This is a genomic window from Klebsiella sp. AqSCr, assembly GCF_008452795.1.
Lineage (GTDB): Bacteria > Pseudomonadota > Gammaproteobacteria > Enterobacterales > Enterobacteriaceae > Klebsiella > Klebsiella pneumoniae.
Window position 1 is genome coordinate 3,480,939 of the sequence record NZ_MJDM01000005.1, and the last position, 15,219, is coordinate 3,496,157.

Genomic DNA, 15,219 nt, shown 5'->3' on the forward strand with positions numbered 1-15,219 from the left:
AAAAGCCTTGTTATTCGGTTTGGGCGTGGACCCGTTGCTGCAGGCGGCAGATTTCAGGCAGCAGCGCCAGCAGCAGGCCAATCTGCTGTAAGACCAAGGGTTCCTTACTGTCCGCGCGCGGTTCCAGATGATGGATCCGGCTTTGCAGGCTGTTCAAAGCCTGTTGCACCCGCTGTTCATCCGCGGGGGTATGGTGCAAGGCGTCATCCACATAACAGACTGCATCATCCAGCAGGGCGAGGATTTCCGGCGTGGACAGTTTTTCCCGATGCGCGCCAAGAGCGGAGATGTAGCTGGTGAACGTGTGGTTGAGGCATAGCAGACGAAAGGCGGTTTCTCGCTGGGTGGCATCCGCGCGTGGTTCAGTCGATAAGTTCGAGACGACGGAGGCCAGCTCAGCATCACGGTTGTAGGCGTCACGACGCGCGACACGGTAGGCCAGCCGGTTGTCGCGGCCCTGATGATACTGCTCCAGAATCGCGTCCAGATAGCGGCAGTTCGCGTTCATTGCCCGGTCCAGCACCCGCGGCAGGTTGCGGAATTTCCAGTCCGGCCAGATGAAGCTGACCGCTGCCCAGGCGATGGCGCAGCCGATCAGCGTATCAATGATACGCGGCAGCGCGACTTCAAAGCCCTCGCCAAGCAGGTTAAAGCACAGCAGCACCAGCAGCGTAATAAACATCGTGGCATGGGCGTACTGCACGTTACGGAAGGCAAAAAACAGCACGCCGGTCAGGACGATCAACAGCAGTTGCCCTTCAACAGAGGGAACCAGCAGCAGGACCGGCAGGCCGATCGCCACCCCAACCAGCGTGCCGATAATCCTTAGCGCCAGGCGATGGCGGGTGGCGTTATAGTTCGGCTGACAGACGAACAGGCTGGTTAGCAGGATCCAGTAGCCATGCTGGAGCCCGGTAAACTGGATAAAGGCATAGCCGGCGCAGAGCACCAACGACATACGTACTGCGTGGCGGAAAAGGGCCGACTCTGGCGACATATTGCGCTGCAGGCGCAGCCAGATATCGCTCAGACCGCCAAGTCTGTCGTCGGCCAGCAGCGTCTCGGTATTACTCCCGGCAGGCGCGGTGGTTTGCACCGATTCAATGGTGGCCAGCTGAGCATCGATAGCGCGCAGGTTATTCAGTAAATACCCGAGGGCGTTGAGCTGCTCGTCGGATGCGCCGCCGGCGCGCACGCGCTCAAGTGCCGCATCGAGATGCATGAACGCCCGTTCAAAATGGGCATCATGCTGATAGGGTTCGCGTAACAGAATCGCCCGCGACAGTTTCTGGCAGGCCTGCGCCTGCATCGAAAGCATACGCTGGAAACGGAACATCACATCGCTATAGCGAAATTGATCGCGTAGGGTTTGATACTGAATATGCGATGAGCTGGCGCGTTCATGAATATCCTGGGCCACAAAGTAGTACTGCAGGGTGCGGCGGGTGCCGCGCTGGCCCCGATCGCCTCGCAGTCGGGTTAGCAGCGAGACCTTGGTTTGGTTAAGCGTAGCTACCAGCTGGCCATTAGCGAGCGCCAGATCGTACAGCGGCGCCTGGCTCTCATCCTCAAGGTCAGGATCAAACAGCCGGGATTTGAGCTCAAGATAGCGGGCCAGCTGCTCATAGCTACGCGCCAGGTTGTCCTGCAATGGACGAATCGGAAAGATCAGGTGCCCGGACAGCGTCAGCAGGTTGTACCACACTGCCCCCGCCAGCAGGAACAACGGCTGCAGATACCAATGATCGTACAGCGTGACGCCGAGCATGGTGTAGATGGCGATAAGCAGGGCGCCGAAGGCAATGGTCGCATAGCGCTGACCGAGGCCGCCAAGCAAAATAAAGCCGATGGTAGACACGGTCAAACCAAGGGCAAACAGCGGCGGCCACGGAAACAGCAGCTCCACGGAGGCGGAGGCGATAAAAAAGCAAACCAGAGTAATGGCAAGATTACGCAGACGGCCGGCCAGACGGTCGTCAAGGTCGGTCAGAGCCGCAGCCACGACGCCGAGGGTGAGGGGGATGGTCAGTTTGACTTCGCCGATCCACCAGGGAAACAGCGTTGTGCCGCAGAGCGCGATAAAAATTCGTACGTTATAAAGCCAGGCGCTGTTCCAGGTGTAGCGGCGTAGCAGGGGGCTAATCATGTCCGTGTTCCGTTCGGTTACTGAAAGCGACGACGCGCATTGGCTTCACGCGCAGCACGCGCGGTTTCCACAGAAACGACCCGGCGACCCACCGGCCAGAGGGCGATGGCGGCGATTTTGAAATTCGCGATCCCCACCGGGATGCCTATGATAGTCAGGCACTGAGCTATACCGCTGAAAATGTGCATCAGGCAGAGCCACCAGCCGAAAAAAATGAACCACAGAATGTTCAGAACGGTACCGCCGGCGTACAGTAGACCGTTTTTGCGCCCCGGCTCGAGCTCGTCAACATGAATCGCCTCGTTACCGTAGGGAAATAACGAAAGGCGAGTGATTTCCCAGCAGGAACGAGTCAGCGGCAGCGTGACAATCAGAATGATGCTGACCAGGGTGGCGAGTAGCCAGCCTAGAGTGGTGGCGAAACCGCCAAGGATAAAGTTCAAAATATTCAGAATGGTACGCATAAAGCCTCGGTTTTGCCCGGTGGATAATAAGACCTGATGATTGTAACGTTTTTTTGCGCTGGAGCACCTGGTCCGGGGCGGTTAAACTGAAAAACAATCCACCCTGATTGAAAATCGACATTATATGGAACTTAAAGCGACAACATTGGGCAAACGCATGGCTCAGCACCCTTATGATCGGGTGCAGCTACTGAACGCCGGGGTAAAAGTTTCCGGCGATCGTCATGAGTATCTTATCCCTTTCAATCAGTTATTGTCAGTGCATTGTAAGCGCGGTCTGGTCTGGGGCGAACTGGAGTTTGTGCTACCGGACGGGAAAGTCGTGCGTTTGCACGGTACCGAGTGGAGTGAAACGCAGCGCTTTTATCATCATTTACACACACTCTGGCAGCAGTGGAGCACGGAGATGAGCAATATCGCCGCCGGCGTGCTGAAGCAGCAGCTGGCGACGATCGAGCACACTCGCGCAGAAGGCAAGTGGCTAACCCGTCAGCAGGTGGCGGATGTTCAGGATAATATACGCCATGCGTTGACTGGTTTGCCGATGCCCACCAGTCGGCTTGATGCCTTTGATAACTGCCGGGAGCTGTGGCGGGAGTGTCAGCGCTGGTTAGGCGATATTGAAGCGACGCGTCTGGCCCATAACCAGGCCTTTACCGAGGCGATGCTGGAGCAATATCGCGAATTTTTTGATAGCGTTGAGTCGTCCCCGCTCAATGCGTCACAAGCGCGTGCGGTAGTGAACGGCGAGCGCTCCCTGCTGGTGCTGGCGGGAGCGGGCAGCGGTAAAACCTCGGTGCTGGTGGCGCGAGCGGGCTGGCTGCTGGCGCGGGGAGAAGCCGCGGCAGATCAAATTTTGCTGCTGGCATTCGGCCGCCAGGCGGCGCAGGAAATGGATGAGCGGATCCGCGAGCGTCTGGCATCAGATGATATTACCGCGCGTACTTTCCATTCGCTGGCGTTGCATATTATTCAGCAGGGCAGCAAAAAAGTGCCCACTATCAGTAAGCTGGAAAGCGATACTGCGGCCCGCCACGCATTGCTGCTGAAAAGCTGGCAAAAGCAGTGCCAGGAGAAAAAAGCGCAGGCGAAAGGTTGGCGCCTGTGGCTGGAAGAAGAGATGGGCTGGCAACTGCCGGAGGGGGACTTCTGGCAGGACAAAAAGGTGCAGCGGCGGATGGCCAGCCGGCTTGACCGCTGGGTGAGCCTGATGCGCATGCACGGCGGCTCCCAGGCGGAGATGATTGCCGGGGCGCCGGAAGCGGTACGCGACCTGTTCAGTAAACGGGTGAAGCTGATGTCGCCTCTGATGAAAGACTGGAAAGCGGCGCTCAAGGCCGAGAATGCGGTCGATTTTTCCGGCCTGATCCATCAGGCGGTCAATATTCTCGATAAAGGCCGCTTCGTCAGCCCATGGAAACACATTCTGGTGGATGAATTTCAAGATATTTCGCCGCAGCGAGCCTCGCTGTTGGCCGCGTTACGCCGGCAGAATAGCCAAACCACGCTCTTTGCCGTCGGGGATGACTGGCAGGCGATCTATCGGTTCAGCGGGGCGCAGCTTTCTCTGACCACCGCATTCAACCACTACTTTGGCGAAGGGGATTGCTGTGCGCTGGATACCACCTATCGCTTTAACGGGCGTATCGGCGAAATAGCCAATGGCTTTATCCAGCAAAATCCGCATCAGTTAAGCAAACCGCTGAACAGCCTTATGGCAGGTGATAAAAAGGCCGTCACGCTGTTAGCCGACGACAAGCTGGACGATCTTCTGGATAAGCTGAGTGGTTACGTTAAGCCCGAGCAGCGCATCCTGCTGCTTGCCCGTTATCACCATCTGAAGCCTGAGGCGCTCAACAAAGCGGCGACGCGCTGGCCGCACCTGCAGCTTGATTTTATGACCATTCATGCCAGCAAAGGTCAGCAGGCTGACTTTGTCATTGTGTTGGGACTACAGGATGGGGAGGATGCGTTTCCGGCCCCGGCGCGCGAGTCGATTATGGAGCAGGCGCTCCTGCCGCAGCCGGAAGATTTTCCGGATGCGGAGGAGCGTAGACTGTTGTACGTGGCGCTCACCCGCGCTCGTCACCGGGTATGGCTGTTATTTAACAAGGCGCAACCTTCGCCGTTTGTCGAGATCCTGCAGGCGCTGGGTGTGCCCGTGGCCAGGAAGCCGTAATCGCGGCTCGATTATTTCAGGCGATCGGCAAGATAGCGTGGATAATCCGGGATCAGAATATCGAGCGGTTGACCGAAGTGCGGCGACTGGATAATAAAGTCAGCGGTGGAGACGTTAGTGGCGACCGGAATGTTCCAGACGGTGGCCAGGCGCAGCAACGCTTTGACATCCGGGTCGTGGGGAACGGCGTTCAGCGGATCCCAGAAGAAGATCAGCACGTCGATTTTGCCTTCTGAAATGAGGGCACCCACCTGCTGGTCGCCGCCCATCGGACCGCTCAGCATGGCATTAACCTCCAGGCCGGTAGCCCGGGAGACGAGATTACCGGTAGTGCCGGTAGCATACAAAATATGTTGCGCCAGCAGCGCCTGATGGCGAGCAACCCATTTCATCAGCATATCTTTGCAGTGATCGTGAGCCACCAGCGCGATATGTTTTTGCGCAGGCAGGGTACGTGTTGTCAGTTCCATATTTTCATTCCACATTTTGACCTGCAAACAGATTACTGAATGTGGCTGTCGCTGCAAGCATCGGGGATGAAAATTTTGCTGAATCTGTGGGTTAGGCTGGATGGCCCCCTGCTGCGGATTAGCATACACTTAGGTGAAATAGCAGGAGGAAACCATGAAAGAGAATGATATTGCTGGCATCCTGACCTCGACACGGACGATTGCGCTGGTCGGAGCCAGCGACAAGCCTGACCGTCCGAGCTACCGGGTCATGAAGTATCTGCTGGATCAGGGGTATCACGTTATCCCGGTTTCGCCGAAGGTGGCGGGCAAGACGCTGCTGGGACAACAGGGGTATGCGACGCTCGCCGACGTTCCGGAAAAGGTCGACATGGTTGATGTCTTCCGTAATTCAGAAGCGGCGTGGGGCGTAGCGCAGGAGGCGATAGCCATCGGCGCGAAAACGCTATGGCTGCAGCTGGGGGTGATCAATGAGCAGGCTGCGGTGCTGGCCAGGGAAGCCGGATTGAGCGTAGTGATGGATCGCTGCCCGGCCATTGAACTACCGCGACTAGGGTTGGCGAAATAAAATAAAACCCCGCGTTAGCGGGGTTTTATTTTAGTTGCGAAGGCGCGGAGCCTGCAGCTGCTGACGAATCGTTTTGGCCAGTTCGTCAAGGGACGGCTGTTCCGGGTGTTCGTCGCGGGTTTCGCTGCTCAGTTGCGCTTCTGCCAGATAGGTGTGAATCGGCTGGCCATCATCATCTTCCATCACCACATGGTACCAGGGCGCCGCGCGCAGTTCGTCATTGGCGGCAATTTCATCCTCTTCCGGCTCCGCGAGCGAATACTCGGGATCGACATCGACGATGACGCCCAGGTAGCCCAAGAGCGTATGGCGGACCTGTTGGCCGATACCGAATTTGCTGGCTATCATAGGCACCTCCTGGGAAACATGAATACTCCCTATATGAGGCTCATGTTTCGTTTTTCAAGTTACATGACGCGACAGGCAAACCCCTTCAGATACAGCCCTTCCGGGTAGGTTGCGATCACCGGGTGGTCGGCAGCCTGACGGAACTGTTCTATAAATTGTACATCACGCCCGGCATCAATTGCGGCATCGGCGATGATTTTCTGAAATAAATCGGTGGTCATCAGCCCGGAGCAGGAGAATGTCAGCAGCACGCCGCCGGGGTTCAGCAGCTGGATCGCCAGCATATTGATATCTTTATAGCCGCGGCAGGCGCCCATCAGCTGGCTTTTATTTTCCACGAACTTCGGCGGATCCATCACGATCACGTCGAATTTCTCTCCCTGATCGCGGTATTTACGCAGCAGTTTGAACACGTCGTCGCGCACAAACTCCGCTTTGGACAGATCCAGTCCGTTGATCTCCACGTTCTGGCGGGCAACGTCGAGCGCCTCCTGAGAGGTATCCACGCTGGTGACCTGGCGGCAGCCGCCCATCAGCGCCGACACCGCAAAGCCGCCGGTGTAGGAGAAGCAGTTCAGCACCCGTTTATCCGCGACATAGCGGCGGGTGGCCAGGCGGCTGTCGCGCTGGTCGAGGTAGTAGCCGGTCTTGTGCCCGCCCTGGATATCGACTAACAGCTTCATGCCGTGCTCGGTGATCGGCAGCAGCGCCGGGGGCAGTTCGCCCACCACCGGCCCCTGGGCCAGCTCCAGTCCCTCTTTTTTACGCACGGCGACATCGCTGCGATCGTAAATGGCGCAGTCCGGGAACAGGTTCTGCAGGGCGCTGATGATGGCGGCGCGCTGGTATTCGGCGCCTGCGCTGAGCAGCTGCAGCACGAAAAAGTTGCCAAAGCGGTCGATAGTGACGCCCGGCAGGCCATCGGACTCGCCGGCGATCAGGCGGTAGCTGTCGAGGCCATCGCGCTCGGCCAGCCAGGCACGCCAGGTTTGCGCCTGCTGCAGACGGCGTTCAAAGAAGGCGCTATCGATGGCTTCATTGCGGTCGAAGGTCCACACGCGGGCGCGGATCTGCGACGACGGCGAGTAAGCGCCGCGGGCCAGCCATTTTCCCTGATGGTCAACGATATCGATGGTTTCACCGCTGCGGGCTTTACCTTCCATGCGGGCGACGCCGCCGGAGAATATCCACGGATGGCGACGCAGCAGGGATTTCTCGCGTCCTTTGGCTAACACTAAGCGGGGGAATAGGGAATCTGTCATGGGGCTACCTTTAAGCAACGGGAATGTCGGCACCGAAAAATGGCGCGTAGATTAGCACACCTGGCGCACGCAAGCATCTTTCGCCCGGCTGGCACAGGTGAGCGTTTCGGCACAAAATGCAGGCGCTTCGGCACATTCAGCTGGTGCGGACTCTCATACCCTGTTTTCTCACCCCAACGAGGAGCAGACGATGAAAACAGGTATCCGCATGGCTGTGGCGATGTTAGCGGCTGTGAGCAGCGGCGCGATGGCCGCGCCGTTTAGCGTAAGCAGCAATGATATGCGTGACGGGCAGCCGCTGGCCCAGCAGCACTGGTTTGCCGGTTTCGGCTGTACCGGAGGCAATGTCTCTCCGCAGCTGGCATGGAAAAACGCCCCGGCGGGTACGCGCAGCTTCGCGGTCACCGTCCGGGATCCCGATGCGCCTACCGGCAGCGGCTGGTGGCACTGGACGGTGGTCAATATCGCCAGCAGCGTCTTTTCGCTGCCCGCTGGCGCGGGAGATAAAAACAGCGCTACACTGCCGGGCGGAGCGATCCAGGGCCGCAACGATTTTGGCTATGCCGGCTTCGGCGGCGCCTGTCCGCCGGCGGGAGATAAACCGCACCGCTATCGCTTTACGGTATGGGCGCTGGATGTCCCCACGCTGCCGGTGGATGCCGGGGCCAGCGGGGCGCTGGTCGGCTATCTGTTACACAGCCATGCTCTCGCCAGCGCACAGTTGACGGCGATGGCCGGGCGTTAAAATAAAAGGTTGGTCTGATGGAGAGTATCCGCTTTCAGCATAACGCCTTAACCGCGGCGGAGATCACCACCCGACGGCTATGCAGACTGCATCGCGTGCGGCTGTTCTCCCCGGCGCTCTGTCGGGTGAAACGCGGCAGCAAAGTGATTGTGCAAGGGGAGAGCCGGGTGCTGGCGACTCCGCAACAGCTGATTGTTTTGCCAGCTGATGTGGAACTGGAGGTGATTAACCAGCCGGAGAATGGCCTCTTTTGCTCCGATCTGCTATCGCTGACGCCCGAGCTGCTGACGAGGTTTAAGACTCGTTATCTCAGCGAATCACCGCCAGGACGCCTGACCTCGCTCTGCGCACCGGTGACGACAGAGCTGGCGTTTATGTGGCAAAGCGTTCTGCAGGCGGTGCGGGAGGGATTGTCCGTCGCGCTGCAGCAGCACCAGACCATGGGGCTGCTGCTGGCCCTGTATGAGGCTGGCTATGCGGGCCCGCTGCTCGTCGAGCGGCAGCAGGATCTGTCGGCGCAGGTGCGGCAGCTGATTATGCTGTCGCCGGCGCAGGCATGGAGCGTGTCGCGGGTGGCGAAAATGCTCTTTCTCGGCGAGTCCACGCTGCGCCGTCGGCTGCAGCAGGAATCGCAGAGTTTTCGCCAGATCGTCGAGGAGGTGCGGATGGCCCACGCCCTGGGGCAGCTGCAGACCACCTCGCGGCCAATAGGCGAAATTGCGCAGAACAGCGGATATCAGTCGGGATCGCGCTTTACCGCGCGCTTCCGTCAGCATTATGGTTTACTGCCGAAGCATGTACGCTGAGCGAATTTGCTATCCTCAGCGTATAGCGTGAGCGAAAAGGAGATGATTATGGCCAGTATCTGCACAATGGCATGGGTTTACGGTTCGGTTCAGGGCGTGGGATTTCGCTATTCCACGCAGCGGGAAGCGCTGCAGCTGGGGGTGACCGGTTATGCCCGTAATCTGGATGACGGCGGGGTGGAAGTGCTTGCCTGCGGCGAGGCGGAGCAGGTGGAAAAACTCATCGCCTGGCTGAAAGCCGGGGGGCCGCGCAGCGCGCGGGTTGACCGAGTGTTAACCGAGCCCCATCAACCCACCCGCAGCTGGGACAAATTCGCGATCCTCTATTAGATGCACTTCACCGGCTTCGGCAAGCCGGCGATTTTGGTCGCCTGTTTGGCGGGTCCTTTCGGGAACAGGCGATAGAGATAGCGGCTGTTGCCTTTCTCTTCGCCAAACTTGTTGGCCATCGCCTTGACCAGCATACGGATCGCCGGAGAGGTGTTAAATTCAAGGTAAAACTCGCGCACAAAGCGCACTACTTCCCAGTGTTCAACGGCGAGCGTTATCCCTTCCTGCGCGGCAATGACTTCCGCCATCGCCTCGCTCCACTGGGTGGTATCTTTCAGATAGCCTTCGCTATCCGTTTCAATTTCGTTGCCTTCAAAAATAAACATGATTTTTCACATACCGCCTGAAACTGGCCGCAGTGTAGCAAAAAAAAAGGCCCCGCATAAGCGAGGCCTCTGTTAAGCAGGGGAGCGGTTAGTCCCGGCTGGCGAAGCCCAGGATGCTCAGCAGGCTGACAAAGATGTTGTACAGCGAGACATACAGACTGACCGTCGCGCGGATATAGTTGGTTTCACCTCCGCGGATAATGTTGCTGGTCTCGAACAGGATGGCGCCCGAAGAGATCAGGATGAACACCGCGCTAATCGCCAGGTGCAGCGCCGGCAGCTGCAGGAACAGGTTAGCGACCATACCAATCAGGACGACCACCACGCCGGCCATCAGCATCCCGCCAAGGAATGACATGTCTTTACGCGTCGTCAGCACATAGGCCGAGCAGCAGAAGAAGACCAGCGCCGTGCCGCCCAGCGCCAGGCCGATTAAATCGCCCATGCCGGCAGAAAGATACGCGTTCAGCATCGGCCCAAGGATATAGCCGAGGAACCCGGTGAAGGCGAAGGCGGAAATAATCCCGGTGGGTTTATTCGCCGTTTTGTAGGTCAGGAACATCAGACCGTACATCCCCACGAGGGTCAAAATGAGACCCGGCGAAGGGAGCATCAGCACTGTGCTGGCGGTGGCGGTGATAGCGGAAAACGCCAGCGTCAGGCTGAGCAGGAAGTAGGTGTTACGCAGAACCTTGTGCGTGCTGAGCAGCGAGGAACGGTCACGCGATGATGTAATTATGCGATCCATGAGTCACTCTCTTATGACAGATGTAATTAGGGATAAAGAATAAGAAAAACAAGCGTGAAGCCCTAATGCTTTTACCCATCTTTACTTAGTTTTTACCGCTTTTGCCTGGCATAAAATTCTATATAGATAGGGAAAAGCGATATATTTTCGCTTTTCGCGTCGCTGAGCCGATCGAAATCTTATAGGTCACTGAAAAATATTGCCTTATTGCAGTTCTGCGACTAAGTGTGGAAGAGGGGGATTACCCCGTACGTCAAAGGCAAAGGGAAATGACATTACACAAAAAAAATCACATCACCCGAACACTCCTGGCTGTCAGTATGCTGGCTATGAGCGGCGGGGCGCTGGCGGCGCAGGTGCCGCCGGGCACCCAGCTGGCGGAAAAGCAGGAGCTGGTCAGAAATAACGGCAGTGAACCGGCGTCACTCGATCCGCATAAAGTCGAGAGCGATGTTGAATTCAATATCATTAGCGATCTCTTTGAAGGGCTGGTTAACGTGTCGCCAGCGGGAGCGATCCAGCCGCGACTGGCGGAACGCTGGGAAAACAAAGACAACCTGTTATGGACCTTTCATTTACGCCCCGGTCTGACCTGGTCCGACGGCACGGCCATTACAGCGCAGGATATCGTCTGGAGCTGGCAACGACTGGTCTCGCCGGCAACAGCCTCCCCCTACGCGAGCTACCCTGGCAATATGCATATCGCCAACGCCCGCGAGATTGCCCTCGGGCAAAAGGGACCCGAGACGTTGGGGGTGAAAGCGCTGAACGACACCACGCTGCAGGTCACTCTGACCCAGCCGAATGCCGCCTTCCTGGCGATGCTGGCGCACCCTTCGCTGGTACCGATCGACAAAGTGCTGGTGGAGCGGTATGCCGATAAATGGACCCGACCAGAGCATATCGTCACCAGCGGCCCGTATAAGCTGTCCCAATGGGTGGTGAATGAGCGGCTGGTGGCTGAACGTAATGCAAAGTACTGGGATAATGCGCATACCGTTATTAATAAAGTGACTTACCTGCCAATCTCTTCGGAGGCCGCCGATGTCAACCGCTACAAAGCAGGGGAGATTGATATTGTCTATACGGTGCCGATCAATCAGTTTGCGCAGTTGCAGAAAACCATGGGCGACCAGCTGGACGTTTCGCCGCAGCTGGCGACCTATTACTACGAATTCAATACTACCCGGCCGCCGTTTAACGACGCCCGTGTGCGTCGCGCGCTGAATATGGCGCTTGATAAAGATATCATTGCCGGAAAAGTGCTTGGCCAGGGCCAGCGCCCGGCCTGGCTGATCGGTCAGCCGGATATCGGCGGCGTGACGCTGCATAACCCGGACTACGCCAGCTGGCCGCGTGAGAAACGGATTGCCGAGGCGAAAAAACTGCTGGCGCAGGCGGGGTATGATGAAAGCCATCCGCTGGTCTTTACCCTGCTCTATAACACCTCTGAGTCGCACCAGCGTATCGCCATTGCCGCCAGCTCTATGTGGAAGAAAAACCTCGGCGTCGAGGCGAAGCTACAGAACCAGGAGTGGAAGACGATGCTGGATACCATGCATACGCATAACTTCGACGCCGTCCGCTACGCGTGGATTGCCGACTACGACGATGCCGCCACCTTCCTCAATACTTTCCGTACCGGGGATAGCGAGAACACCAGTCAGTACAGCAACCCGGCTTACGACGCGGCGCTGCGCAACGCGGCGCAAGCCTCCGACGTGGCGACCCGGGGCAAATACTATCAGCAGGCGGAAGATCTGCTGGCGCAGGATGTTCCCGCCATTCCGGTCTATCACTATGTACGTACCCATCTGGTGAAACCTTGGGTAGGGGGCTTCACGCCGGATAAGCTGGGGTATTACTACACCAAAGACATGTACATTAAAAAACACCCATCCGCCAGCGGCGATGGGCGTTGATTTTCTGTGCAAACCGCCTGAAATTCAGACGAATAACACAAAATTGTTTGTTTTTAAGGCAGTTGATCAAAATGATGCTTTACAGCATCCGCCGAGGTGTTTATAGTGCGCCTCACACCGGAAGTGTGGCCGAGCGGTTGAAGGCACCGGTCTTGAAAACCGGCGACCCGAAAGGGTTCCAGAGTTCGAATCTCTGCGCTTCCGCCATATAAAAGAAGGGGTTACCGAAAGGTAACCCCTTCTTGCTTTGTCCGGTCGGTCGTGCATGACCCGGACAGCGACCGACGACGTTTTCATTCCCACAGCGCTGACGGATACATAGCCCGTCGCATGGCAGGAATTTTCACAACGCCCGCTTATTCTTCGACAATCCGCGCCTTCGGTTTGCTCAGCAGGAGCATCACCAGCGCGACGTAGGGCATCGGCTTCCAGAAATAATAGCCCTGCAGCAGATGAATATTCTGGCGATTAAGATATTCCAGTTGGGCCTGGGTTTCGACGCCCTCGGCAATAATGCGCAGTGACAACGTCCGGGCCATCTCTATCACGCAGTCCAGCAGTTTGCTTGACGGCGCCTCACCGGTCACGCGGGCGACAAAGCTCTGATCGATTTTGATATAGTCGAAAACCAGCTCGTGGAGACAGGAAAGCCCGGAATAGCCGGTGCCAAAGTCGTCCAGCGCGACGGAAAACCCGCGGGAGTGTAACGTATTGAGCTTGTCCACAACCGCCCCGTTGAGCAACAGCGGCTCCTGCTCCGTGATCTCCAGCATCAGCTTCACCGCTTTACCCTCAAAGCCGCGCTGATAGTGCAGGCAGTCATCGATAAACGTCGGCGCGTTAATATGTGACACGCTGATATTCAGGCCAATATGAAACCCATCCGGTAGTTTACTAAAGAGTGGTCTCATCTGCGCGTTGACCTGCGCCATCAGGCTGCGGGTTAGGGGAATAATTAAGCCGGTACGTTCGGCCAGCGGAATAAATTCCGCGGGCGAGCGCGCTGGCGTCGTGCTATTTTGCCAGCGGGCGAGAATTTCCACGCCGTATATCTCCCCGGTTTTCCCGTTCACCAGCGGCTGATAGTAGGGAACGATATAACCCTGGGTGATGGCGTAGCGCAACTTTTCCTCTTCAGAGGTGTAAACATTAAGATATTTACGCATCAGGAAATAAAACAGCAGCGAAACCGAGAAAATAAAGATCAGCAGGCCGGAGCCATTATTCACCAGGCGGGCGAGACTAAACAAAAGCGACTCGGGATAGGCAATACGAAACGAATAGGCGGGCGAGGTAAATACCCCCTGGTGTGGGTCCGCAGCCAGCGGCTTAACATCGCCATATCTGGCAATCATTTGGTTCTGCACCCAGAGTGCCAGCCCGTTGTCATCGGTATCGCTATATAGCGCATCGCGCAGATGGATGTCGCTGATCGTGACAATCACCCTGATCGGCGCTAAGCGCGTCTGATAGATCAGCACCGGCCGCTTATTGACCATCATTCTGGCCGGGAGCAGTAACAGAGGGTCATCAGGCAAAGACTCAGGGCTAAGTGTCAGGACCCGGTTGCCAGTTAATGACGAACACGCCCGCAAGAAATACCATCAGCGCCAGGGAAAAGGCAATCACTCGCAGCCGGTGGATGAAGAGACGGCGTTGTTTCTTGGCGATCGCACCGTCAGCCAGCCGGCGTGGCAGCCCGGCGCGATGGTGCGACTGACGGTCAGCGGCAAGGCGCGGGTATTTAGCGGCTAATCCCTGAGCAGGCGGCGCCGGCTATCTCCGGTGCCGCACAGAAAGCTAATCAGGCGGAGGATGAAGCCGATAGTATCCGCGCCACTGACCTCGTCGCCATGGAGTGGTAGTACGTTGGAACAATTCCGCGGGGTCAGTCCATCTCACCGCCGTTTTGCCGGCGTGCGCTTTACAAATCCAGCACTAACCGGCCGCCTTTAGCGCGTGAGCAGCAGATCAGCATACTCTGCTGGCTGGCTTTCTCTTCATCGCTGTAATACTGATCGCGGTGGTCGGCTTCCCCCTCCAGAATCATCGTTTCGCAGGTGCCGCACACCCCTTCGCGGCACAGACATTCCACTTTCGCCGCTTTGTTATTCTCGATCACCTGCAGAATGGTCATCTCCTGCGGCACGGTAAATTCGCGTCCGGAACGCGCCAGCACCAGGGTAAATGCCTCTCCGCTTTTATCCTCAAGGATAAACTGCTCAAAGTGCAGCTGGCTGGCGGGCACCTGATGGCGTTCGGCGGCGGCTTTCACTGCCTCGTTAAGCGCCGCTGGGCCGCAGGTATACACGTGGGTTCCTGGCTCGAGGTCGGCGAACAGGCGCGGTAGGTCGAGACGGCTGCCGAGCGCTGATACATGAACATTGACCCGATCGCGCCATGGCGCAGCGCTGAGCGCATCGACGAAAGCATTATTGTCGGCGTCGTGAAAACAGTAATGCAGCTGCCAGTCGGCCTGCCGCTGTTCCAGTTCCGGAATATGCGATAAGAATGGCGTAATGCCGATGCCGCCGGCGATCAGCAGATGTTTTCGCGCCTGTGGTTCGATGGCGAACAGATTGTTGGGCGTGGACACCGTCAGGGTATCGCCCGGGCGCACCCGCTGGTGCATAAAACGCGAGCCGCCTTTGGAAGGCGACTCAAGACGCACCGCAATCTGCCAGCTGGTGGTATCCAGCGGCGAGCTCATTAGCGAATAGGCGTTACTGTAGCGCTGCTCGCCATCCTGCATCTGGACGATAATATGGCTGCCGCCGCTGAATGCCGGCAGCGGGGCGCCGGTCGGCGACACCAGCGTAAAACGCTTCACAAGAGGGGTGATCTGTTCAACATCGCGAACGACCGCCTCAAACATTTGATAATCAGACATCGCTGAACTCCATCA

Annotated in this window: 16 protein-coding genes, 1 tRNA gene and 1 pseudogene; 8 read left to right on the forward strand and 10 right to left on the reverse strand. The window is 57.5% G+C overall.

Features of this window, described 5'->3' with window-relative positions; genetic code table 11:
- Positions 1-10: 10 nt before the first annotated feature.
- Positions 11-2,146 carry a YccS family putative transporter gene (gene yccS / locus BHE81_RS20930; RefSeq protein ID WP_002898422.1) on the reverse strand — a complete coding sequence of 712 codons (2,136 nt, stop codon included), beginning with the start codon at positions 2,144-2,146 and terminating at the stop codon, positions 11-13.
- 17 nt (positions 2,147-2,163) lie between these two features.
- Positions 2,164-2,610: a YccF domain-containing protein gene (locus BHE81_RS20935; protein WP_021312905.1), complete on the reverse strand. Its 447-nt coding sequence runs from the start codon at positions 2,608-2,610 to the stop codon at positions 2,164-2,166.
- Between the two features lie 124 nt (positions 2,611-2,734).
- On the opposite strand from BHE81_RS20935, the gene helD reads away from it, so the two are divergent.
- Positions 2,735-4,789 carry a DNA helicase IV gene (gene helD / locus BHE81_RS20940; protein ID WP_023342915.1) on the forward strand — a complete coding sequence of 685 codons (2,055 nt, stop codon included), beginning with the start codon at positions 2,735-2,737 and terminating at the stop codon, positions 4,787-4,789.
- A gap of 11 nt (positions 4,790-4,800) precedes the next feature.
- On the opposite strand, the gene mgsA is transcribed toward helD, so the two are convergent.
- Positions 4,801-5,259, reverse strand: a complete 459-nt coding sequence (mgsA, locus tag BHE81_RS20945; RefSeq protein ID WP_004224034.1) for a methylglyoxal synthase — start codon at positions 5,257-5,259, stop codon at positions 4,801-4,803.
- A 154-nt stretch (positions 5,260-5,413) separates the two neighbouring features.
- Between mgsA and BHE81_RS20950 the strand changes: the two genes are divergently transcribed.
- A complete protein-coding gene (locus BHE81_RS20950) occupies positions 5,414-5,827 on the forward strand; it encodes a CoA-binding protein (RefSeq protein WP_004144085.1) in 414 nt (137 codons plus the stop codon).
- Between the two features lie 30 nt (positions 5,828-5,857).
- Here the strand turns inward: BHE81_RS20950 and hspQ are convergent, their stop codons facing one another.
- Both hspQ and rlmI read right to left on the reverse strand, forming a co-directional pair.
- Positions 5,858-6,175, reverse strand: coding sequence for a heat shock protein HspQ (hspQ, locus tag BHE81_RS20955; RefSeq protein ID WP_002898441.1), 318 nt, complete (start codon positions 6,173-6,175; stop codon positions 5,858-5,860).
- A gap of 59 nt (positions 6,176-6,234) precedes the next feature.
- Positions 6,235-7,437 (reverse strand): 23S rRNA (cytosine(1962)-C(5))-methyltransferase RlmI, encoded by a 1,203-nt coding sequence (gene rlmI / locus BHE81_RS20960; protein WP_004141630.1) that lies wholly within the window; start codon positions 7,435-7,437, stop codon positions 6,235-6,237.
- 190 nt (positions 7,438-7,627) lie between these two features.
- Between rlmI and BHE81_RS20965 the strand changes: the two genes are divergently transcribed.
- From BHE81_RS20965 to yccX, 3 genes are read left to right on the forward strand one after another with little or no spacing between them, the layout of a single operon-like run.
- On the forward strand, positions 7,628-8,182 hold the full coding sequence (locus tag BHE81_RS20965; protein WP_023302114.1) for a YbhB/YbcL family Raf kinase inhibitor-like protein: 555 nt from the start codon (positions 7,628-7,630) through the stop codon (positions 8,180-8,182).
- A gap of 17 nt (positions 8,183-8,199) precedes the next feature.
- Positions 8,200-8,988, forward strand: a complete 789-nt coding sequence (locus BHE81_RS20970; RefSeq protein ID WP_020802184.1) for an AraC family transcriptional regulator — start codon at positions 8,200-8,202, stop codon at positions 8,986-8,988.
- 48 nt (positions 8,989-9,036) lie between these two features.
- The gene (gene yccX, locus BHE81_RS20975) at positions 9,037-9,318 is read left to right on the forward strand and encodes an acylphosphatase (protein WP_004150835.1); all 282 of its coding nucleotides are present in this window, start codon (positions 9,037-9,039) and stop codon (positions 9,316-9,318) included.
- Here yccX and tusE read toward each other — a convergent pair.
- On the reverse strand, positions 9,315-9,644 hold the full coding sequence (tusE, locus tag BHE81_RS20980) for a sulfurtransferase TusE (protein WP_002898457.1): 330 nt from the start codon (positions 9,642-9,644) through the stop codon (positions 9,315-9,317). The two genes, yccX and tusE, sit on opposite strands and share 4 nt — an antisense overlap.
- An 88-nt stretch (positions 9,645-9,732) precedes the next feature.
- The gene (gene yccA / locus BHE81_RS20985) at positions 9,733-10,392 is read right to left on the reverse strand and encodes an FtsH protease modulator YccA (RefSeq protein WP_002898458.1); all 660 of its coding nucleotides are present in this window, start codon (positions 10,390-10,392) and stop codon (positions 9,733-9,735) included.
- 269 nt (positions 10,393-10,661) lie between these two features.
- On the opposite strand from yccA, the gene BHE81_RS20990 reads away from it, so the two are divergent.
- Positions 10,662-12,314, forward strand: coding sequence for an ABC transporter substrate-binding protein (locus tag BHE81_RS20990; protein WP_023286208.1), 1,653 nt, complete (start codon positions 10,662-10,664; stop codon positions 12,312-12,314).
- Between the two features lie 119 nt (positions 12,315-12,433).
- Positions 12,434-12,521: transfer RNA gene (locus BHE81_RS20995), tRNA-Ser, on the forward strand.
- A gap of 149 nt (positions 12,522-12,670) precedes the next feature.
- Here BHE81_RS20995 and BHE81_RS21000 read toward each other — a convergent pair.
- Positions 12,671-13,480: a cyclic diguanylate phosphodiesterase gene (locus tag BHE81_RS21000; protein ID WP_072145355.1), complete on the reverse strand. Its 810-nt coding sequence runs from the start codon at positions 13,478-13,480 to the stop codon at positions 12,671-12,673.
- Positions 13,481-13,597: 117 nt separating this feature from the next.
- A pseudogene (locus BHE81_RS28840) lies at positions 13,598-13,816 on the reverse strand (hypothetical protein); the annotation flags it as partial.
- Positions 13,817-13,880: 64 nt separating this feature from the next.
- Between BHE81_RS28840 and BHE81_RS21005 the strand changes: the two are divergent.
- Positions 13,881-14,069 (forward strand): hypothetical protein, encoded by a 189-nt coding sequence (locus tag BHE81_RS21005; protein ID WP_004176624.1) that lies wholly within the window; start codon positions 13,881-13,883, stop codon positions 14,067-14,069.
- 169 nt (positions 14,070-14,238) lie between these two features.
- Here BHE81_RS21005 and BHE81_RS21010 read toward each other — a convergent pair whose 3' ends face one another.
- Positions 14,239-15,204, reverse strand: coding sequence for a PDR/VanB family oxidoreductase (locus BHE81_RS21010; RefSeq protein WP_023302082.1), 966 nt, complete (start codon positions 15,202-15,204; stop codon positions 14,239-14,241).
- Between the last annotated feature and the right edge of the window lie 15 nt (positions 15,205-15,219).